Genomic DNA, 18,334 nt, shown 5'->3' on the forward strand with positions numbered 1-18,334 from the left:
AAGGACGACAGCCAGCTTGCGATCGCCGCGCCCGTATTGGCGATGCGAAGGCTCTGCCCGCTCGTCTCGTCGAACAGATCGAGATGATGCTTGGCGATATCGCAACCGATGAAGCAGGGGTGTATGGTCATGGTGCCTGTCCCTGTGCTGCGAGGTCCGGTGCTAGCGGCCTCGGTCAACTGTTCAGGATGGGGTTACGCAACGCGGGCGGGAACCGAGCCGGAACACGGTGTTCCCCACCAGGGATCCAACGGCTTCCCGCCCGCACCAAACATGACACGAATCTGACAAACAGGGATCCATTCCGGAAGCTTTATCGGAAGCGCTCCGGAATGGATCCCGGGTCTCCGCTACGCTCCGCCCGGGATGACCAACCGCTTCAAATTGAACACGAAACAATCCAGGACTCACGCACCCAGCAGATCGATCAGTGGCGGGATCAATGGCTCGTCGGCTGGCGGCATGGACAATTCCCGGAGCTTGCCCGGCCGCACCCATTTCAGGGCCTGGTTCTCCAGCGAGGAGACCGTGCCCTCCCAACGCCGGCAGATATAGAGCGGCATCAGCAGGTGGAACTCGGGATAGGCGTAGCTTGCGAAGGTCAATGGCGCCAGGCAGTCCTCCTTCACGGTGATGCCGAGCTCTTCCGCGAGTTCGCGGATCAACGCCGGCTCGGGCCGTTCGCCGGATTCGAGCTTGCCACCCGGAAATTCCCACAAGCCCGCCAGCGATTTGCCTTGCGGGCGCTGGGTGACCAGCACGCGATTATCGGCATCGATGAGGGCGCAGGCGACGACGAGGAGGAGCTTCACGAAGACACAATCTCAATTTCCGGAGAGGATGGCTCTGACAGGTTCCTTCTCCTGACCTGTCACGGTCACGCTGTCATAGACCATCCCACCCTCGCGGAAGAAGGCCTCCTCATCGCCCCATAGCACTTGCGAGGACACGATGTATTCGCCCGGAGCGACGCCTTCGAATCCGAAGCGCCCATTCGCCTCGGCCTTGGTCGTCCGCATGTGTTCCACATAGGCCGGATCGGGATTGTCGGCGCGCGGATAATCGCGATGCGGCAGGTACTTGCCCTTGCCGAAGAGGTTTTTGAAGCGCTCGCGCGAAAACTCCGTTGCCGGAATCAGGTGCACGAGCTGGCCGGCCGCGTTGACCACGGTGCCCGACGCCTTCGTGCGGAAGGCATGGCCTGCGATGACGCCGGTGCCCGGCTTCTTGATGAACGCAGCTTCCGCCTCCGAGAATGCGACCGTCCCCGGCGTGCGTTCCATGCAGGCTGCAAGCAGGAGCGCGGCCCCCAATCCAAGCCAGGCTTTCATGATCCCCCCATCCTCCGTCGTGCCGTGGAAACCAGGAAGACGCCTGCGAGAATGACGCAGCCGCCGACCAACTGCCTCAGCTCCAGCGTCTCGTTGAGAATGATGATGCCCATGAGGGTCGCAACGGTCGGGACGAGATATCCCGTCATCGCGGCGCGCGTCGGCCCGGCCGCGCGAATCAAGCGCATGAACAGCGCCATCGGCACTGCGGTGCAGGCGATGCCTAGCGCGAGCATCGCCGGCCAGTGGTTCGCGAGCGGCGCAAACGCGGCCACTCCCGAGACTGCGAGCGTCAATCCCAATGCCACCAGCCCCGAGACGACCTGCTGGCCGAGCGCGAGCCGCGCGGGATCGCCAGCCGATGCGGGCACGGCGCGGACATAGAATTGCCGGTGGCATAGGCGAGCATGGCCCCCACCATGGCGAGACCGCCAAGCGCCGTGCCGCCGCCTTCGATCAGCCGGGGGCCGATCAGCAGGCCGACCCCGACCATGCCGAGCAGGATGCCGCCAAGGCGCTGGCCGCTGAGCCGCTCCTCCGCGAAGAGGAGATGCGCGAAGATGGCGGTGACCAGCGGTCCGGCGGCCTGGATCATCGCCGCCGGGCCGCTGGCGAGTTGCGTCAGCGCGTAGGCGACCAGAACATTGGGGACCCAGCCATTGGTGGCGCCGAGCACGAGCCAATGCCTGATTTCGGCGCGGCGCGGAATCGGGCTCTGCCCGAGCCAGATCACCCAGAGCGTCAGCGCGCCGGCTCCAAGCAGGCCGCGCCCGGCCGCGATCGCGAATGGCGAGACATCCCCCGCCATCAGCTTGATGAACAGGAAGCTGCAGCCCCAGAAGAAGGAGCAGACCAGCAGATTTCCGACGATGAAGGCCCGGCTCGGCTCGGCCGGGCCGGCGACGTCAGGAGCGATAATCGCCATTGATCTCGACATAAGCCTTGGTCAGATCGCAGGTCCAGACGGTGGATCGGCCTCGGCCCAGCCCGAGATCGGCTGTGATGACGATGTGCTCGCCCCTCATGTAGTCGGAGACGGCGGTCTCGTCATAGGACGGCGCGCGCGCGCCCTGCTGCGCCACCATGATCTCGCCGAAGGAGATGTCGAGCCGGTCGCGGTCGGCGGGCTCGCCGGCCTTGCCCACCGCCATGACGACGCGGCCCCAATTGGCGTCCTCGCCGGCGATCGCGGTTTTCACCAGCGGCGAGTTGGCGATCGAGAGCGCGACGCGCTTGGCCGAACGGGCGGAGGTTGCGCCCGCCACCCGTACTTCGACGAATTTGCGCGCGCCCTCGCCGTCCTTGCAGACGAGATGGGCCAATTCGAGCAGAAGCGAATTCAACGCCCGCTTGAAGCCCGAGAGGCGGGCATCGTTGATCTCGGTAATCTCAGGCACACCGCGATCGGTGGCCTTACCCGTGGCAAACAGCATCAGCGTGTCGGAGGTCGAGGTATCGCTGTCGACCGTGACGGCATTGAAGGAACCCTTCACGCCCTTGGACAGCAGCGCCTGAAGCACCGGCGCGGCGATGGCAGCGTCGGTGAAGACGAAGGAGAGCATCGTCGCCATGTCCGGCGCGATCATGCCCGCGCCCTTGGCGATGCCGGCGAGCACGACGTCCTTGCCGTCGATCTTGGCTTTGCGGGAAAGCGCCTTCGGGAAGGTGTCGGTGGTCATGATCGCCTTGGCGGCGTCGACCCAGGGACCGTCGGCCGCGCGCTTGGCGCAATCCTGCAGGACGCCCTCGAACTTGGTCGCGTCGAGCGGCTCGCCGATCACGCCCGTCGAGGCGATGAAAACCTCCTGGGGCTTGCAGCCGGCAGCCTTGGCCGCGATCTGCGCGGTGAGCTTGACCGAATCACGCCCTTTCAGGCCGGTGAAGGCATTGGCATTGCCTGAATTGACCACCACGGCGCGGCCAGAGCCCTGCGCCAGGTTCTCGCGGCACCAGTCGACCGGGGCGGACGGACATTTCGAGCGGGTGAAGACGCCTGCGACCTGCGTGCCCTCGTCGAGCAGCATCAGCACGACGTCGGTACGTCCCCTGTAGCGGATGCCGGCCTCGGCAGTCGCGAAGCGAACGCCCGGCACGGCCGGAACCTTGGGCTGGCGCTTGGGCGCAAGCGGGGAAACGGGAACATCCTTGCCGGCCATCATGGCGCCTCCTGTGCGGGGAGGCTGATGTGCCGCAGACGGATGACGAAAACAAGAAGGGCGGCCATGAAGCCGCCCTTCTTGTTTCTACGAGGACTGTCGCCCACGTCATGCTCGGGCTTGACCCGAGCATCTCCGGCAAGGGACTCTCGGGTCAAACCCGAGAATGACGACCCAGCGGCTCAGGGCTTCTTGGGCTCGGCCGGCTTGGGCGCATCCTTGGCGGCAGGCGCCTCGGCGGGCTTGTCCAGACGCTCGACCTTGGCTTTCTCGCGCAGTGCCAGAACGATGTCCTGCTGCGCCTTGCGCTCCAGATACTGGTCGATCTGCGGCTTGACCGAAGCAAAGTCCGGCAGCGGCTTGCTGCGCTTGTCCTCGAGCTTGATGACATGCCAGCCGAACTGGCTCTTCACCGGGTCGGAAACCTGGCCCTTGGAGAGCTTGAAGGCGGTTTCGGCGAATTCCGGCACCATGCGGTCCTTGGTGAACCAGCCGAGATCGCCGCCCTCCTTGCCGGAGCCCGGATCCTTGGACAGCTCGGCGGCAACCTTGGCGAAATCCTCGCCCTTCTTGATGCGCTCGGCCGCAGCCTTGGCCTGGGCCTCGTCCTCGACGAGGATATGGCGCGCATGCACCTCTTCCTCGGGCGCCATCGCCTTGGTCGTGTCGTCGAACAGCTTCTTGGCGGCTTCCGGCGTCGCGGCCTTCTTGGCCTCGCGCTGCAGATACTCGTCCAGCAGCACCTTTTCGCGATAATAAGCGAGGCGGGCGGCGAACTCAGGAGCGTCGCCGATCTTGGCGGCGGTCGCCGCCTTGGCGCCAAGCTTCAGATCGACCAGATAGTTGATGACTTCGTCGCGTTTCCGCTCGTCGGGAAGCTGCGCGAGACGCTCGCCCAGATCCTCCGTCGCGAGCGCCATGTCGCGCTCGGTGATGGCGATGCCGTCGACCTTGGCGACGACCTTGTCGGCCTGGGCCAGCGCAGGCGCTGTCGTGAGCATGAGCCCGAGGGAGAGCGTGGCAAGGCGAGACAACTTCATGAGCGTGCCCTTTCGCATAGAGCCGAAATCGGTGATTGCGGCTGCACTGCCAGTTGAACGCGGCAAAGGCAAGGCGGTTGCGGCCCTGCCGCTGCGATATCACGAAGCTTTGCGGCTCGCGCGACACGCAATTGCAATCATCACGCTCCACTCCCTTGGAAGGCGAGGTTGAAAACCCCACATCATCGCGGAATTCGCTTGCACCAAGTGCCTCACTTGGTGAAAGGCGGCGCTGGACCCCGTACTCGCACGCGTCTAAACACGCGGTCGCATTGAGAATTATCAGGCTACCGGCTGCGCGCGCGCCACCGCAGCACGGCCGGAAGCCTCACCATCGAAAGGCCCAACTATGCTTGGCGCGCTCGCAAAGAAACTCTTCGGCTCGTCGAACGACCGGCGCGTCAAGGGCTATGGTCCGCGCGTCGCCGCGATCAACGCGCTTGAATCCGAAGTCAGCGCGCTTAGCGACGAGGCTCTCCAGGCCCGGACGGCCGAATTCCGCCAGCAACTCGCCAACGGCGCAAAACTCGACGATCTGCTCGTGCCGGCCTTCGCGACCGTGCGCGAGGCGGCCAAGCGCGTGCTCGGCCAGCGCCCCTACGATGTCCAGCTGATCGGCGGCATGGTGCTGCATGAGGGCGCCATCGCCGAGATGAAGACCGGCGAAGGCAAGACCCTCGTCGCGACGCTGCCGACCTATCTCAACGCGCTCGAAGGCAAGGGCGTCCACGTCGTTACCGTGAACGACTATCTCGCCCGCCGCGACGCCGAATGGATGGCGAAGCTCTACAACTTCCTCGGTCTCACCGTCGGCATCATCGTCCACGGCATCGAGGACGAAGATCGGCAGCGCGCCTATGCCGCCGACATCACCTACGGCACCAACAACGAATTCGGCTTCGATTACCTGCGCGACAACATGAAGTACGAGGTCGCGCAGATGAGCCAGCGCGGCCACCATTACGCGATCGTCGACGAGGTCGATTCGATCCTGGTGGACGAGGCCCGCACGCCGCTGATCATCTCCGGTCCGCTCGACGACAAGTCCGACCTCTACGTCGCCATCGACAAGATCCTGCCCGGGCTCGTGCCCGGCGATTACGAGGTCGACGAGAAGCAGCGCGCGGTCTCGCTGACGGAAGCCGGCAACGAGCATATCGAGGAGCTGCTGCGTGCAGCCGATCTGCTCAAGGAAGGCGACCTTTACGACGCCCACAACGTCACTCTGGTGCACCACGTCAACCAGGGACTGCGGGCGCATTCGCTGTTCACCCGCGACAAGGACTATATCGTCCGCGGCGACGAGGTCGTGATCATCGACGAGTTCACCGGCCGCATGATGCCGGGCCGGCGCTATTCGGAAGGCCTGCACCAGGCGCTCGAAGCCAAGGAGCATGTCACCGTCCAGCCCGAGAACGCGACGCTGGCCTCGATCACCTTCCAGAACTATTTCCGGCTTTATTCCAAGCTCGCCGGCATGACCGGCACGGCAGCGACCGAGGCCGACGAGTTCTTCCAGATCTACAAGCTCGAAGTCGTCGAAATCCCGACCAACCTGCCGGTTTCGCGCAAGGACGAGGATGACGAGGTCTACCGCACCTTCGAGGAGAAGGTCCGCGGCGTCATCCGCGAGATCAAGGAAGCCCAGCAGCACGGCCAGCCCATGCTCGTCGGCACCACCTCGATCGAACGCTCCGAGCTCGTTGCCGAGATGTTGCAGAAGGAAGGCTTCCAGCAGATCGATTTCTCGGCGCCCAACGCGCTGGAGCCGATCTACGCCGCCGCCCGCGCCGGCAAGCCATCCAACCATTTCGCCGTGCTGAACGCCCGCTTCCACGAGCAGGAGGCCTATATCGTCGCCCAGGCCGGCGCGCCCGGCGTGATCACGATCGCCACCAACATGGCCGGCCGCGGCACCGACATCCAGCTCGGCGGCAATGCCGAGATGCGCATCAAGCACGATCTCGGCGACATGCCGGAAGGGCCGGAGCGCGATGCGCAGGAGGCCCGCATCCGCGCCGAGGTCGTCGATTTCAAGCAGCGCGTTCTGAAGGCCGGCGGGCTCTACATCGTCGGCACCGAGCGCCATGAGAGCCGCCGCATCGACAACCAGCTGCGTGGCCGCGCCGGCCGCCAGGGTGACCCCGGCCGCTCGAAGTTCTTCCTGTCGCTGCAGGACGATCTGATGCGCATCTTCGGCTCCGACCGCATGGACGGCATGCTGCAGAAGCTCGGCCTCAAGGAGGACGAGGCGATCGTCCATCCCTGGATCAACAAGGCGGTCGAGAAGGCGCAGGGCAAGGTCGAGGCGCGCAACTTCGACATCCGCAAGAACATCCTGAAATACGACGACGTCATGAACGACCAGCGCAAGGTCGTGTTCGAGCAGCGTCGCGATTTCATGCGCCAGGACACCGTCCGCGAGACGATCGACGACATGCGCCATGGCGTGGTCGAGGATCAGGTCACCCGCCACATCCCCGAGCAGGCCTATCCCGAGCAGTGGGACACCGCCGCGCTCAAGGAAGGCGTGATGCAGTTCCTCAATCTCGATCTGCCGATCGAGGAATGGGCGAAGGAAGAGGGCATCGCCGACACCGAACTGCGCGAGCGCATCCGCAAGCTCGCCGACGAGGACTATGCCGGCCGTATCGCGCGCAACACCGAGGAGGTGATGGTCTATGTCGAGAAGCAGGTCCTCCTGCAGACGCTCGACCATCTCTGGCGCGAGCATCTCGTCACGCTCGACCATCTCCGCCAGGTCATCGGCTGGCGCGGCTACGCCCAGCGCGACCCGCTGAATGAGTACAAGCAGGAAGCCTTCGAGCTGTTCGACAGCCTGATCGGCCGTCTGCGCGAACAGGTCACCGGCAATCTGATGCGCGTCGAGGTTCGTTTCGACGCTCCCGACGAGGGCGGCCTGCCCCCGCAGGATGAGCCAGGCCCAGCACTGGGCTTCGGCGGCGGCGGAGACTATGGCGGCACCGGCCTGCAATATGCCGCCATCGACGGCGACACCGCCGTGCTCGACCGCAACCCGACCGATCCCTCGACCTGGGGCAAGGTCGGCCGCAACGAGCCCTGCCCTTGCGGCTCGGGCAAGAAGTTCAAGCACTGCCACGGCCAGTACGTCTGACAGGAGCATTCGCGCGGCCCGGCTCGCGCGGGTTGCATCCGCCCGTCACAATCGTCAGGTTATTGGCGACTCGGCGCTGGGCCTGATGATCAGCGCCTTGGAGGGGCGGTCGAATGGATGTTTCCGGTTTCAATCTCGTCGTGGTGGCGCTCGTCGCGCTCGCCATCCTGACGATCGCACTGGGCGTCCGGACCGTCCCGCAGGGTTACAACTACACGATCGAGCGCTTCGGCCGTTACTCGCGCACGCTTGGCGCGGGGCTAGGCCTGATCGTGCCCTATATCGACCGGGTCGGGCACAAGGTGAATGTCATGGAGCAGGTGCTCGACATTCCCAGCCAGGAGGCGATCACCAAGGACAATGCCGGGGTCAAGGTCGACGCCGCCGCCTTCTACCAGGTGCTCGATGCCGCCAAGGCGCGCTATGAGGTATCCTCGCTCGACGATGCGCTGATGGTCCTGACCATGACCAACATCCGCACAGTCGTCGGTTCGATGGATCTCGACCAGTTGCTGTCGCATCGCGACGAGATCAACGAGCGGCTGCTGCGCGTCATGGACGCAGCCGCCTCGCCCTGGGGCGTGAAGGTCACGCGCATCGAGATCAGGGATATCCTGCCGCCTGCCGATATCGTCGGCGCCATGAACCGGCAGATGAAGGCGGAGCGCGAGAAACGTGCCGCCGTGCTCGAGGCCGACGGCATGCGCCAGGCCGAGATCCTGCGCGCGGAGGGCCTGAAGCAGTCGCAGATCCTCGCAGCGGAAGGCCGCAAGGAAGCCGCCTTCCGTGACGCCGAGGCGCGCGAGCGCTCGGCGGAAGCCGAAGCCGCCGCGACCGCCATGGTCTCCGAAGCGATCAGCAAGGGCGACATCCAGGCCGCTAACTTCCTGATTGCCGAGCGCTATACCGACGCACTGAAGGCGATCGCCTCCGCACCCAACAGCAAGGTCGTGATCGTACCCATCGAGGCTGCAGCCCTTGCCGGCACGGTCGGCGGTATCGCCCAACTGACTCGCGCCGTCTTCGGCGAGGAAGCGGTCGAGGCGCGGCGCACGGGCTCCGTGCCCTCGACCGGCCGGACGGGCTGAGAGGTCGAAAATGCTCGAATGGTTCGGTTCGCTGGGGGGCTGGAGCTGGGTCATTCTCGGCCTGGTTCTGATCGGCGGCGAGACCCTGGCGCCGGGCGTCTTCCTGATCTGGCTTGGGCTTGCCGCCCTGTTCACGGGCCTCTTCGTCGGAGCGACCGGCATTGGCTGGCAGGCTGCCGCCCTCGTCTTCTGTGTGCTCAGTGTCGCCAACGTCATCCTCGGCCGCATCCTGACCCGGCGCAGCTCTGAGGAACCCGATGCCGCCACGGGGCTGAACGACCGTGGCCGGCAGCTGATCGGCAAGGTCTTCAGGATCGAGGCAACGATGACCGGCGGAGAGGGCCGCGTCCGCGTCGGCGATTCCTCCTGGCGCGTTATCGGCCCCGAATTGCTCGCCGGCAGCGAGGTCCGCGTCGTGCGCGTCGACGGCGCGACGCTCGTGGTCGAGAAGGCCTGAGGCCGCGACGACTTCGCGCAAGCGCGGAACCAAGAAACCGGTTGTCCGCGGCTCCGCGAGGTCTATAGCGAACGCTCCGTCATCAACCGATCCACGTCATGAACAGCCCCAGCGAACGCCTGTCCCTCCCCAAGGACCGCATCAAGGTCCTGTTACTCGAGGGTATCAACGATTCTGCCGCCAATCTGATGGTCCAGGCCGGTTACGCCAACATGGTGCGGCTGCCCAAGGCGCTCGACCATGACGCCCTGCTCAAGGCGCTCGAGGGCGTGCATGTGCTGGGTATCCGTTCGCGCACACAGCTGACGCAAGAGGTACTGGGCCATGCCAGCCGCCTCTTCGCCGTCGGCTGCTTCTCCGTCGGCACCAATCAGGTCGATCTCCAGGCCGCTCGCGCCCGTGGCGTTCCGGTCTTCAATGCGCCCTTCTCGAACACGCGCAGCGTCGCCGAACTCGTCATCGGCGAGATCGTCATGCTGCTGCGCAAGGTCACCGACCGCTCGATCTCGGCCCATGTCGGCGGCTGGGACAAATCCGCCAACGGCTCCTTCGAGGTCCGCGGCAAGATCCTCGGCATCGTCGGCTATGGCAATATCGGCAGCCAGCTCTCGACGCTCGCCGAGGCGATGGGCATGCGGGTGATCTATTACGACCACACCGACCGCCTGCGCCACGGCAACACCGAACCGGTAGACAGCCTCGAAGAACTGCTCGGGTCCAGCGACATCGTCTCGCTGCACGTTCCCGAAACACCGCAGACCAACGGCATGATCGGGGCGCAGCAGATCGCCGCGATGAAGCCGGGCTCTTATCTCATCAACAACTCGCGCGGCACGGTGGTCGATCTCGATGCCGCCGCAGCAGCCTTGCGCAGCGGCCACCTCGCAGGCGCCGCCGTCGACGTGTTTCCAGTCGAGCCGGCCTCGAATGCCGACCGCTTCGTCTCGCCGCTTCAGGGCTTGCCCAACGTCATCCTCACTCCCCATGTCGGTGGCTCGACCGAAGAGGCGCAGGAGCGCATCGGCGCCGAGGTCGCGCGCAAGCTGGTCGATTACTCCGATGTCGGCTCAACGGTCGGTGCCGTCAATTTCCCGCAGGTCCAGCTGGCGGCGCGCGCCACCGGTACGCGCTTCATCCACGTCCAGCGCAATGTGCCGGGCATGCTGCGGCGCCTGAACGACGTCTTCGCCAACCGCGAGGTCAACATCTCCGCGCAGAACTACCAGACCGACGGCGAGATCGGCTATGTCGTGATGGAAGCCGATCGCATCGGCCGGGAGGCGCGCGATATCCTCAAGGAAATCGCCGCTCTCGACGGAACGATCCGGGCCAGGCTGCTGTATCAACGCGACTGAACCAGGGCGACCGGCCGGCTGGTCAGTGCTGCTTCTTGCCGCCCGGCTTCGTCGCCGTCTGCACCGCGACGGGGTCGCTTGCCGGGAAAGTGTCCTTCAAGGCCCGGTCGAGCTCGGCATCCTTGCCCTGCTTGCGCGCGGCCTGCCGCTGCTCCTTCTGTTCCTTGTGCAGGCTTTCCTTGGCCGGGTTCGTGGTCGTCGCCATGATGGCCCCTTTTCGCAATCTGCCCGCATCGACGACGCAGGCTTCTCACGAGGACAACGCAAAGTCCGCTGTCCCGTTCCAACTCTGCGGCAGCGAGCCAGAACGTCCGCGCAAGCGCGCCATGACAGAGCAGGAGCGGCACTGGATCGCCCGCGCCTGCCACACCATCTGTCGGCATGAACACCACTTGCTCCGTCAGCTCTCCCTGACGGAGCACAAGCAGGGGCTGTCATGGTCGCAATTTCCGTTCTCGATCTCGTACCCGTCATCGAAGGAGAGCAGCCGGGCGACGCCCTGCGGAAGTCGATCGATCTCGCGCGACATGCCGAAGCCCTGGGTTACCGCCGCTATTGGGTCGCCGAGCATCACAACATGACCGGGATCGCCAGCGCGGCCACCGCCGTCGTCATCGGCCAGCTCGCCGCCGCGACCAAGACCATGCGGATTGGCGCCGGCGGCGTGATGCTGCCCAATCATGCGCCGCTGATCATCGCCGAGCAGTTCGGCACGCTGGACGCGCTTTTTCCGGGCCGGATCGATCTCGGGCTGGGCCGCGCGCCGGGAACCGACCAGATCACCATGCGCGCCATGCGGCGCGACCCGATGGCCTCGAATGATTTCCCGCAGGATGTGCTGGAGGTTCAGGCCTTCTTCGCGCCGGCCGGCCCCAACCAGATGATCCAGGCCGTGCCCGGAGCCGGGCAGGACGTGCCGATCTGGATCCTCGGGTCGAGCCTGTTCGGCGCCCAGCTCGCCGCCGAGCTCGGCCTGCCCTACGCCTTCGCTTCGCATTTCGCCCCCGACGCGCTCATCCAGGCGCTGGCGGTCTATCGCGAACGCTTCAAGCCTTCCGAGCAGCAGGCGACGCCTTACGCCATGCCCGGAATCAACGTCATCGCCGCCGAGACCGACGCGGAAGCACGCCATCTCGCCACCTCGCTGCAGCAGCGCTTCGTCGGCATGGTCCGCGGCGCACGCGGCAAGCTGCAGCCACCGATCGATATCGAAAGCTACTGGTCGCCGGCCGAGAAGGCGCATGTCTCGCAGATGCTGCGTTATGCCTTCATCGGCTCGCCCGAGACGATCAAGCGCGAGCTCGGCGCTTTCATCGCGACGACACGAGCCGATGAGATCATGGTCACTGCGCCGATCTACGACCACGGCGCGCGCAAGCGATCCTATGAAATCCTAGCCGGCATCGCGCCGGAGATCGGGCTGGCCAGAGAAGCCGCCTGATCCTCCGGAACTTCGTCACTCGGGTAACGTTAGGCCCGGGCGATGTTGCGGTGCATCAGGGGAAATCATGAAACTCAATGTCTCGGCCACGCTGACCTATGGCTTCGGCAGCGCTACGCAGGTGATCGCGGCGATCGAGGCGGCTCGCTCGCCCGATCAGACGATCCTCTCCGAGGAACTGCGGATCTGGCCTGACACCGCCCTCATCCGCGATGAGGATGGAGCAACAGGAGAGCGCCGCTTCCGCGCCGCCTTCTCCGGTCAAGTGCAGATCACCTATCGCGCGCTGATCGACAATGGGGAGCGTACCCTGCTGCCCCGCGACGCGCGCCAGCATGATTGGTCGGAGCTGCCCCAGGACGTGCTGCCCTATCTGCTGCCGAGCCGTTTCAGCCCTTCCGACGAGTTCATGCGCTTCGCCCAGCGCGAGTTTCGCACGGTTCCGACGGGCGGTGCCCGGGTTCTGGCCGTGCTCGACTGGCTCCACACCCATCTCGACTATGTCCACGGTGTCAGCCACGCCATGACCACGGCCGAGCAGACCTTCATTGACCGCGCCGGCGTCTGCCGCGATTTCAGCCATCTCGGCATCGCCCTGACGCGAGCCCTGAACATTCCTGCCCGCGCGGTCAGCGCCTATGCGCTCGACCTCGACCCACCGGATTTCCATGCCGTCTATGAAATCTACCTCGACGGCCGCTGGTGGCTCGTCGACCCCACGCGGCTCGCCCCCGTCGAGGGCATGGTCCGCATCGCCAGCGGGCGCGACGCCGCCGACATCGCCTTCCTGACCAGCGAATACAACTGCCAGTGCCTGAACCAGGTGATCACGGTGACGCGCGCCGACGCGGACGCCGGGCAGCAGGCCGCCTGATCAGGCGACAGCCGCTCGTCGCGCCGAGCGGCGCAGGTTCAAGACCAGCGCCATCAGGAAGAAGCCGGCCTGCACCACGACGATGCAGGGTCCGGTGGCCGCATCGAGATGGAAGCTCAGGATCGTGCCTGCCACGCTCGACAGCGTCGCGACGGAGACGGCGACCAGCAGCATCCTGTCGAACTGGCGCGTCGTGAGATAGCCGATGGCGCCGGGCGCCACGAGCATGGCGACGACGAGGATGATGCCGACAGCCTTCAGCGCGGCCACGATCGTCAGGGCGAGCAGGGTCAGCAGCCCGAAATGCAGCGCACGCACCGGCAGGCCAATAGCCCGCGCATGGGCCGGGTCGAAGGCATGGAGCAGGAAGTCACGCCGCTTCATCAGCATGATCGCGATGGTCGGCACGGCGATCAGCGCGGTCTCGCCGATATCGGCCCAGCGCACGCCCAGCATATTGCCGAACAGGATGTGCATCAGGTGCTGGTCGCTGTCGACCTTGACGAACATCACCAGCCCGAGCGCGAACATGCCGGAGAAGACGATGCCCATCACCGTGTCCTCCTTCACCCGGCTGTTCTCCTTGAGATAGCCGATGCCCAGCGCGCAGCCCAAGCCGGCGACGAACGCCCCGATCGCCAACGGCAGGCTGAGGATGTGCGCCAGCACGATGCCGGGAAGCACGGCATGCGAGACCGCATCGCCCATCAGCGACCAGCCCTTGAGCACCAGGAAGCAGGACAAAACCGCGCAGACGACGCCGACCAGCACGGCGATAATCAGTCCGCGCTGCATGAACTCATGCGCCATCGGCGCGAGGAACCAGCTCTCGATCAGGTTCATGATACCGGCTCCGGCACGGCGCGGGCGGCCCGGGCGGCAGCCAGCCGACCATGCTTGGGCGCGAAGACGAAGGCGAGCAGGAACAGGATCGTCTGGAACACCACGATCAGCCCGCCGGTCGAACCATCGAGGAAGTAGCTGGCATAAGCGCCGATCGCGCTGGTACCGACCCCCATGCCAACCGCGATCAGGATAAGTCTGCCAAAGCGATCGGTCAGCAGATAGGCCGTTGCGCCCGGCGTCACCACCATGGCGATGACGAGGCAGGCTCCGACGGTCTGGAGCGCCGCAACCGTGCAGGCGCTGAGCAGCATGAAGAACAAGACCTTCAGCCGCGTCGGCGAAAGCCCGACGGCGCGTGCCTGGTTCTCGTCGAAGAAGACCAGCATCAGATCCTTCCAGCGCGCGATCAGGATCACCAGCGAGACCGCGGCGATGATCGCGACCTGGATGACGTCCTCGTCGGAAATGCCGAGGATATTGCCGAGCACGATCGACTGGACGTTGACCGAGGTCGGGTTGATCGAGACGATCAGCAGGCCAGCGGCGAAGAAGGTCGTGAAGACGATGCCGATGACGGCATCCTCGCGCAATTGCGTGCGCACCCGGACGAGCGCCATCGCAAGCGCGGCGAGAAGTCCCGAGAAGAAGGCGCCGGCCGCATAGGGCACCTTGAGCAGATAGGCGAGCGCGACGCCCGGCACGATCGCATGCGCCAGCGCGTCGCCCATCAGCGACCAGCCCTTGAGCATAAGATAGCAGGACAGGAAGGCGCAGACGCCACCGACCAGCGCCGAAACCCAGATCGCCCGCACCATATATTGATAGCCGAACGGCTCCAGCAGCAGATCGATCACCGCACGCCCTCCCCGCCATCGGCCTTGGCGCCACCGGCAAGCGTCTCGTGATCGCGCTCGCCATAGAGAACGAGCGGGCGCTCGTCATCGCTGATCACGGTGACCCGGCGCGCATCGGCGTCATCATGCAGTTCGGCGCCGCCAAGCCGGAAATGCCTGAGCGCGCCACCGAAGGCGCGCTGGAGATTGTCATGGGTGAAGGTCGTCGCCGTCGGCCCCGCCGCGAGCACGGTCTTGTTGATCAGCACGACCTGATCGCAGAAATCGGGGATCGAGCCGAGATTATGCGTCGAGACCAGCATCAGCCGGCCCTCCGCTCGCAATTCCCGCATCAGCGCGACGATCGCATCCTCCGTCTTGACGTCGACACCGGTGAAGGGCTCGTCCAGCAGGATCACCTGCCCGCCCTGCGCCAGCGCGCGCGCCAGGAAAACGCGCTTGCGCTGGCCGCCGGACAATTCGCCGATCTGCCGGCGGCGAAACTCCAGCATGTTGACCCGAGCCAGCGCCTCATCGACCGCATCGCGATCCGCCTGCCCGGCGATGCGCAGGAAACCCATATGGCCATAGCGGCCCATCATCACGACGTCGTCGACCAGCACCGGAAAGCTCCAGTCGACCTCCTCGGCCTGCGGCACATAGGAGACGATTCCGCGCTTCAACGCCGCGCGCACCGCCATGCCGGCGATCGTGACCTCACCGCGCGCCGGCTTCATGAAGCCCATCAGCGTCTTGAACAGCGTCGACTTGCCCGAGCCGTTGATGCCGACGAGCGCGCAGATCGTGCCCGGCCCGAGCGCAAAGGAGGCATCGTTTACCGCCGTCACGCCATTGCCGTAACGCACAGTGACGCCGGCCACCGAGATCGAGGGCGTCACCCCGCCTTTGGCAAACATTCCGGCCACTTGCGTGTTCACTGGCCGAACCCCTTCGCGATCGTGGCCACCGTGACCTCGAGCAGCTTCACATAGGTCGGCACCGGCCCGTTCTCGGCCGAAAGCGAGTCGACATAGAGCACTCCGCCATAGGCCGCGCCGGTTTCGCGCGCGACCTGCCTCGCCGCACGATCCGAGATCGTGCTTTCGCTGAAGACGGCGGGGATCTTGTTCTTGCGTACGAGATCGATCAGCCGGCGGACCTGCTGCGGCGTGCCCTGCTCGTCGGCATTGATCGGCCAGAGATAGGCTTCCCGCCAGCCATAGTCGCGGGTGAGATAGCTGAAGGCGCCCTCGCTGGAGACGAGCCAGCGCTTGTCGGCCGGCACCTTGTCGAGGCGCGCGCGCAGCGGCGCGTCGATCGCCCTGATCTCGTCGGAATAGGCCTTCGCGTTCTTCGCGTAGACCTCCGCATTGGCGGGGTCGGCATCGGCCAGCGCCTTGCGGATGTTCTCGACATAGATCAGCGCGCTCGCTGTCGACATCCAGGCATGGGGATTGGGCCTGCCCTCATAGGGGCCCTCCTTGATGCCCATGGGCACGATGCCTTCAGTCACCACCGCGTTCTTCACGTTTTTGACGTTCTCGAAGAAGCGCTCGAACCAGCGCTCAAGGTTCATGCCGTTCCAGAGCACGAGATCGGCCGACTGCGCCTTCACCACATCCAGCGGCGTCGGTTGGTAATCATGAATCTCGGCGCCGGGCTTGGTGATCGATTCGACGATCGCCGCCGTGCCCGCGACATTCTGGGCGATGTCCTGAATCACGGTGAATGTCGTGACGACCCGCAGCGGCTTTCCCGGAACAGGCTGCGCAAAAGCCGGCGTGCTGATGCCGCAGGCCAGGGCACTCAGGCTCAGGGCTCCCAGTCCCAAGGCCATGAAATATCGGCGCGAACCCATGCTGTCTCCCGGTCGTCTGATACGATGAGCAAACGCTATTGCAAATCACTCGCATCTGTCAATGCTATTGCAACCGATTTGCGATAAGAGATTTTGCAATAGCGCCACGTCGTTGCTATTTGCAGGAGATGACGGGAATCGATCAGCGCGTGGCCGTTTTCGAAGGCCAGCTCAAGGGCGCAGGACTGCGCATGACGCAGCAGCGAAGGCTGATCCTGCGCGTGCTCGCGGAAGCCGACGACCACCCGGACGCCAAGGGCATCTTCACCCGCGCCTTCGCGCATGATCCGACACTGTCGCTATCGACGGTCTACCGCACGATGAAGCTGCTGGAGACGCGCGGCGCGATCGAGCGTCATGCCTTCGAGGACGGCGTCTCGCGCTATGAGCATGCCGATCAGCAGCATCATGATCATCTGATCGACGTCGAGACCGGCCAGGTGATCGAGTTCTCCTCGGATGCGATCGAGGAGCTGCAGCGCCGTATCGCAGCCGAACTCGGCTACGAACTGGTCAGGCACCGGCTGGAACTGTACGGGCGCAAGAAGCCGACCGGCGCCCGCAAGAGCCCGAAGACATAGCCTTCGATCGGCAGGCTCAGGCCCTTCCCTGGATGTCGAGTTCCGGCCCCACCGGCACGATGCCGCTCGGATTCAGATTGCGATGGCTCTGGTAGTAATGCCGCTTGATATGGTCGAAGTTCACCGTCGCGGCCACGCCCTCGATCGCGAAGAGCGACTGCATATAGGCATGAAGCCGGGGATAGTCGGCAATTCGCCTGATATTGCATTTGAAATGCCCGACATAGACGGGGTCGAAGCGGATCAGCGTGGTGAACAGCCGCCAATCGGCCTCGGTGATCCGCTCGCCGGTCAGGAAGCGGCGCGATGACAGCCTCTCCTCCAGCCAATCGAGCGTCTCGAACAGGGGAGCGACCGCTTCCTCATAGGCTTCTTGTGTGGTCGCGAAGCCAGCGCGGTAGACCCCGTTGTTGACGGTCGCGTAGATGCGCTCGTTCAAGCCGTCGATTTCGATTCGCAAGTCCTGCGGATAATAGTCGCCCGGCTTGGCGCCGACGCCGTCGAAGGCCGAATTAAGCATCCGGATGATCTCGGAGGACTCGTTGTTGACGATGGTCCCGCTCTGCTTGTCCCAGAGCACGGGCACGGTGACCCGGCCCGAATAGGCCGGATCGGCTCTCGTATAGACCTCGTGCAGATGGCGCGCCCCGCCGATCGGATCGGGAACCACGCCCTCGCCTGCGGCAAAGCTCCAGCCTTGTTCGGCCATGAGCCAATGCACGACCGAGACGTCGATCGCGGACTCCAGCCCTTTCAGGGCGCGAAAGATCAGCGCGCGATGCGCCCATGGGCAGGCCAGCGAGACATAAAGATGGTAGCGGCCCGGCTCCGCCCTGAAACCGCCTGTGCCGCTCGGTCCCGGCGCGCCATCCGGCGTCACCCAGTTGCGGAAGGCACTGTCCTGCCGGACGAAGCGCCCGCCGCTTTTGGCAGTGTCGTACCACTGGTCCTGCCAGCGTCCGTCTACGAGCAGGCCCATGGAAAATCTCCCCGGATAGCCGGCCGGCCCATGGGGCCGGCGACCTTCAACCGTCGATGATGTCGTTGTATTCAGGATGCCGGGCGGCCCAGCCGGCCATGAACGAGCAGCGGATCACGACCTTGCGGCCGCTGGCGCGAATGAGGTCGAAAACGCCTTTCGCCAGCCGCGAACCGACGCCCTGCCCCGCAAACTGCTGGGGAACCTCGGTATGAATCAGGACGATGCGCTCGCCATCGCGCCGATAGGCGGCGATCGCAGTGCCGCCCTCCAGCGCCAGCTCGAAATGGTTCTGCTCGGGCCGCTCGACGACGATGCCGTCCATATCCATCTCCTTATCTCAGGTCAGGACGCTGCGC

General features: G+C 65.1%; 20 protein-coding genes. 7 read left to right on the forward strand and 13 right to left on the reverse strand.

The window, feature by feature from the left end; translation table 11 throughout:
* Positions 1 to 407 precede the first annotated feature (407 nt).
* The 6 genes from C4S73_RS10545 to C4S73_RS10570 form a co-directional block, all read right to left on the reverse strand.
* On the reverse strand, positions 408 to 812 hold the full coding sequence (locus C4S73_RS10545) for a (deoxy)nucleoside triphosphate pyrophosphohydrolase (RefSeq protein WP_103872472.1): 405 nt from the start codon (positions 810 to 812) through the stop codon (positions 408 to 410).
* Positions 813 to 824: 12 nt separating this feature from the next.
* Entirely contained in the window at positions 825 to 1,331 is a 507-nt protein-coding gene (locus tag C4S73_RS10550) for a hypothetical protein (RefSeq protein WP_103872473.1), read from the reverse strand.
* Positions 1,328 to 1,627, reverse strand: coding sequence for a DMT family transporter (locus C4S73_RS10555; protein ID WP_244595545.1), 300 nt, complete (start codon positions 1,625 to 1,627; stop codon positions 1,328 to 1,330). The genes C4S73_RS10550 and C4S73_RS10555 overlap by 4 nt, the downstream gene beginning before the upstream one ends.
* Positions 1,624 to 2,256: a DMT family transporter gene (locus C4S73_RS10560; RefSeq protein WP_160115721.1), complete on the reverse strand. Its 633-nt coding sequence runs from the start codon at positions 2,254 to 2,256 to the stop codon at positions 1,624 to 1,626. Before C4S73_RS10560 ends, C4S73_RS10555 begins: the two co-directional genes overlap by 4 nt.
* Positions 2,237 to 3,490: a bifunctional glutamate N-acetyltransferase/amino-acid acetyltransferase ArgJ gene (gene argJ, locus C4S73_RS10565; RefSeq protein ID WP_103872476.1), complete on the reverse strand. Its 1,254-nt coding sequence runs from the start codon at positions 3,488 to 3,490 to the stop codon at positions 2,237 to 2,239. The genes C4S73_RS10560 and argJ overlap by 20 nt, the downstream gene beginning before the upstream one ends.
* Positions 3,491 to 3,669: 179 nt before the next feature.
* Positions 3,670 to 4,599, reverse strand: coding sequence for a peptidylprolyl isomerase (locus tag C4S73_RS10570; RefSeq protein ID WP_425290335.1), 930 nt, complete (start codon positions 4,597 to 4,599; stop codon positions 3,670 to 3,672).
* A 277-nt stretch (positions 4,600 to 4,876) separates the two neighbouring features.
* On the opposite strand from C4S73_RS10570, the gene secA reads away from it, so the two are divergent.
* The 4 genes from secA (at position 4,877) to serA (ending at position 10,563) form a co-directional block, all read left to right on the forward strand.
* Positions 4,877 to 7,663: a preprotein translocase subunit SecA gene (gene secA, locus C4S73_RS10575; RefSeq protein WP_103872478.1), complete on the forward strand. Its 2,787-nt coding sequence runs from the start codon at positions 4,877 to 4,879 to the stop codon at positions 7,661 to 7,663.
* Between the two features lie 113 nt (positions 7,664 to 7,776).
* Positions 7,777 to 8,751 carry an SPFH domain-containing protein gene (locus C4S73_RS10580; RefSeq protein ID WP_103872479.1) on the forward strand — a complete coding sequence of 325 codons (975 nt, stop codon included), beginning with the start codon at positions 7,777 to 7,779 and terminating at the stop codon, positions 8,749 to 8,751.
* Between the two features lie 10 nt (positions 8,752 to 8,761).
* A complete protein-coding gene (locus tag C4S73_RS10585) occupies positions 8,762 to 9,208 on the forward strand; it encodes an NfeD family protein (protein ID WP_103872480.1) in 447 nt (148 codons plus the stop codon).
* A gap of 98 nt (positions 9,209 to 9,306) precedes the next feature.
* Complete coding sequence (gene serA / locus C4S73_RS10590; RefSeq protein ID WP_103872481.1) at positions 9,307 to 10,563, forward strand: phosphoglycerate dehydrogenase; 1,257 nt, start codon at positions 9,307 to 9,309, stop codon at positions 10,561 to 10,563.
* A gap of 22 nt (positions 10,564 to 10,585) precedes the next feature.
* Here serA and C4S73_RS10595 read toward each other — a convergent pair whose 3' ends face one another.
* Complete coding sequence (locus C4S73_RS10595; protein ID WP_103872482.1) at positions 10,586 to 10,768, reverse strand: hypothetical protein; 183 nt, start codon at positions 10,766 to 10,768, stop codon at positions 10,586 to 10,588.
* 231 nt (positions 10,769 to 10,999) lie between these two features.
* Between C4S73_RS10595 and C4S73_RS10600 the strand changes: the two genes are divergently transcribed.
* Together C4S73_RS10600 and C4S73_RS10605 are read left to right on the forward strand one after the other, a co-directional pair.
* Positions 11,000 to 12,004 (forward strand): LLM class flavin-dependent oxidoreductase, encoded by a 1,005-nt coding sequence (locus C4S73_RS10600; protein WP_103872483.1) that lies wholly within the window; start codon positions 11,000 to 11,002, stop codon positions 12,002 to 12,004.
* A gap of 67 nt (positions 12,005 to 12,071) precedes the next feature.
* Positions 12,072 to 12,878 (forward strand): transglutaminase-like domain-containing protein, encoded by an 807-nt coding sequence (locus tag C4S73_RS10605; protein WP_103872484.1) that lies wholly within the window; start codon positions 12,072 to 12,074, stop codon positions 12,876 to 12,878.
* Here the strand turns inward: C4S73_RS10605 and C4S73_RS10610 are convergent, their stop codons facing one another.
* Genes C4S73_RS10610 through C4S73_RS10625 form a run of 4 tightly spaced genes read right to left on the reverse strand, consistent with a single transcriptional unit; the run spans position 12,879 to position 16,415 of the window.
* Positions 12,879 to 13,721, reverse strand: a complete 843-nt coding sequence (locus tag C4S73_RS10610) for a metal ABC transporter permease (protein ID WP_103872485.1) — start codon at positions 13,719 to 13,721, stop codon at positions 12,879 to 12,881.
* Entirely contained in the window at positions 13,718 to 14,578 is an 861-nt protein-coding gene (locus C4S73_RS10615) for a metal ABC transporter permease (protein ID WP_103872486.1), read from the reverse strand. Before C4S73_RS10615 ends, C4S73_RS10610 begins: the two co-directional genes overlap by 4 nt.
* Positions 14,575 to 15,474 carry a manganese/iron ABC transporter ATP-binding protein gene (locus C4S73_RS10620; protein ID WP_103872487.1) on the reverse strand — a complete coding sequence of 300 codons (900 nt, stop codon included), beginning with the start codon at positions 15,472 to 15,474 and terminating at the stop codon, positions 14,575 to 14,577. Before C4S73_RS10620 ends, C4S73_RS10615 begins: the two co-directional genes overlap by 4 nt.
* 17 nt (positions 15,475 to 15,491) lie before the next feature.
* Positions 15,492 to 16,415: a metal ABC transporter substrate-binding protein gene (locus C4S73_RS10625; RefSeq protein WP_103872488.1), complete on the reverse strand. Its 924-nt coding sequence runs from the start codon at positions 16,413 to 16,415 to the stop codon at positions 15,492 to 15,494.
* A 128-nt stretch (positions 16,416 to 16,543) separates the two neighbouring features.
* Between C4S73_RS10625 and C4S73_RS10630 the strand changes: the two genes are divergently transcribed.
* Positions 16,544 to 16,996: a Fur family transcriptional regulator gene (locus C4S73_RS10630; protein ID WP_103872880.1), complete on the forward strand. Its 453-nt coding sequence runs from the start codon at positions 16,544 to 16,546 to the stop codon at positions 16,994 to 16,996.
* Between the two features lie 16 nt (positions 16,997 to 17,012).
* Here the strand turns inward: C4S73_RS10630 and C4S73_RS10635 are convergent, their stop codons facing one another.
* On the reverse strand, positions 17,013 to 17,975 hold the full coding sequence (locus C4S73_RS10635; RefSeq protein WP_103872489.1) for a glutathione S-transferase family protein: 963 nt from the start codon (positions 17,973 to 17,975) through the stop codon (positions 17,013 to 17,015).
* A 46-nt stretch (positions 17,976 to 18,021) separates the two neighbouring features.
* The gene (locus C4S73_RS10640; RefSeq protein ID WP_200827983.1) at positions 18,022 to 18,300 is read right to left on the reverse strand and encodes a GNAT family N-acetyltransferase; all 279 of its coding nucleotides are present in this window, start codon (positions 18,298 to 18,300) and stop codon (positions 18,022 to 18,024) included.
* Between the last annotated feature and the right edge of the window lie 34 nt (positions 18,301 to 18,334).

The sequence above is a fragment of the Allobosea lathyri genome (assembly GCF_900108245.1).
Classification (GTDB): Bacteria; Pseudomonadota; Alphaproteobacteria; order Rhizobiales; family Beijerinckiaceae; genus Allobosea; species Allobosea lathyri.

What these genes read in the sequence shown, in the direction of transcription:
- C4S73_RS10585 (WP_103872480.1), top strand. Translation starts at nt 8,762, where the DNA reads ATGCTCGAATGGTTCGGTTCGCTGGGGGGCTGGAGCTGGGTCATTCTC.
- argJ (WP_103872476.1), bottom strand. Translation starts at nt 3,490, where the DNA reads ATGATGGCCGGCAAGGATGTTCCCGTTTCCCCGCTTGCGCCCAAGCGC.
- secA (WP_103872478.1), top strand. Translation starts at nt 4,877, where the DNA reads ATGCTTGGCGCGCTCGCAAAGAAACTCTTCGGCTCGTCGAACGACCGG.
- C4S73_RS10610 (WP_103872485.1), bottom strand. Translation starts at nt 13,721, where the DNA reads ATGAACCTGATCGAGAGCTGGTTCCTCGCGCCGATGGCGCATGAGTTC.
- C4S73_RS10605 (WP_103872484.1), top strand. Translation starts at nt 12,072, where the DNA reads ATGAAACTCAATGTCTCGGCCACGCTGACCTATGGCTTCGGCAGCGCT.
- C4S73_RS10595 (WP_103872482.1), bottom strand. Translation starts at nt 10,768, where the DNA reads ATGGCGACGACCACGAACCCGGCCAAGGAAAGCCTGCACAAGGAACAG.
- C4S73_RS10600 (WP_103872483.1), top strand. Translation starts at nt 11,000, where the DNA reads ATGGTCGCAATTTCCGTTCTCGATCTCGTACCCGTCATCGAAGGAGAG.
- C4S73_RS10640 (WP_200827983.1), bottom strand. Translation starts at nt 18,300, where the DNA reads ATGGACGGCATCGTCGTCGAGCGGCCCGAGCAGAACCATTTCGAGCTG.
- C4S73_RS10630 (WP_103872880.1), top strand. Translation starts at nt 16,544, where the DNA reads ATGACGGGAATCGATCAGCGCGTGGCCGTTTTCGAAGGCCAGCTCAAG.
- C4S73_RS10635 (WP_103872489.1), bottom strand. Translation starts at nt 17,975, where the DNA reads ATGGGCCTGCTCGTAGACGGACGCTGGCAGGACCAGTGGTACGACACT.
- serA (WP_103872481.1), top strand. Translation starts at nt 9,307, where the DNA reads ATGAACAGCCCCAGCGAACGCCTGTCCCTCCCCAAGGACCGCATCAAG.
- C4S73_RS10550 (WP_103872473.1), bottom strand. Translation starts at nt 1,331, where the DNA reads ATGAAAGCCTGGCTTGGATTGGGGGCCGCGCTCCTGCTTGCAGCCTGC.
- C4S73_RS10560 (WP_160115721.1), bottom strand. Translation starts at nt 2,256, where the DNA reads ATGGCGATTATCGCTCCTGACGTCGCCGGCCCGGCCGAGCCGAGCCGG.
- C4S73_RS10580 (WP_103872479.1), top strand. Translation starts at nt 7,777, where the DNA reads ATGGATGTTTCCGGTTTCAATCTCGTCGTGGTGGCGCTCGTCGCGCTC.
- C4S73_RS10620 (WP_103872487.1), bottom strand. Translation starts at nt 15,474, where the DNA reads ATGTTTGCCAAAGGCGGGGTGACGCCCTCGATCTCGGTGGCCGGCGTC.
- C4S73_RS10625 (WP_103872488.1), bottom strand. Translation starts at nt 16,415, where the DNA reads ATGGGTTCGCGCCGATATTTCATGGCCTTGGGACTGGGAGCCCTGAGC.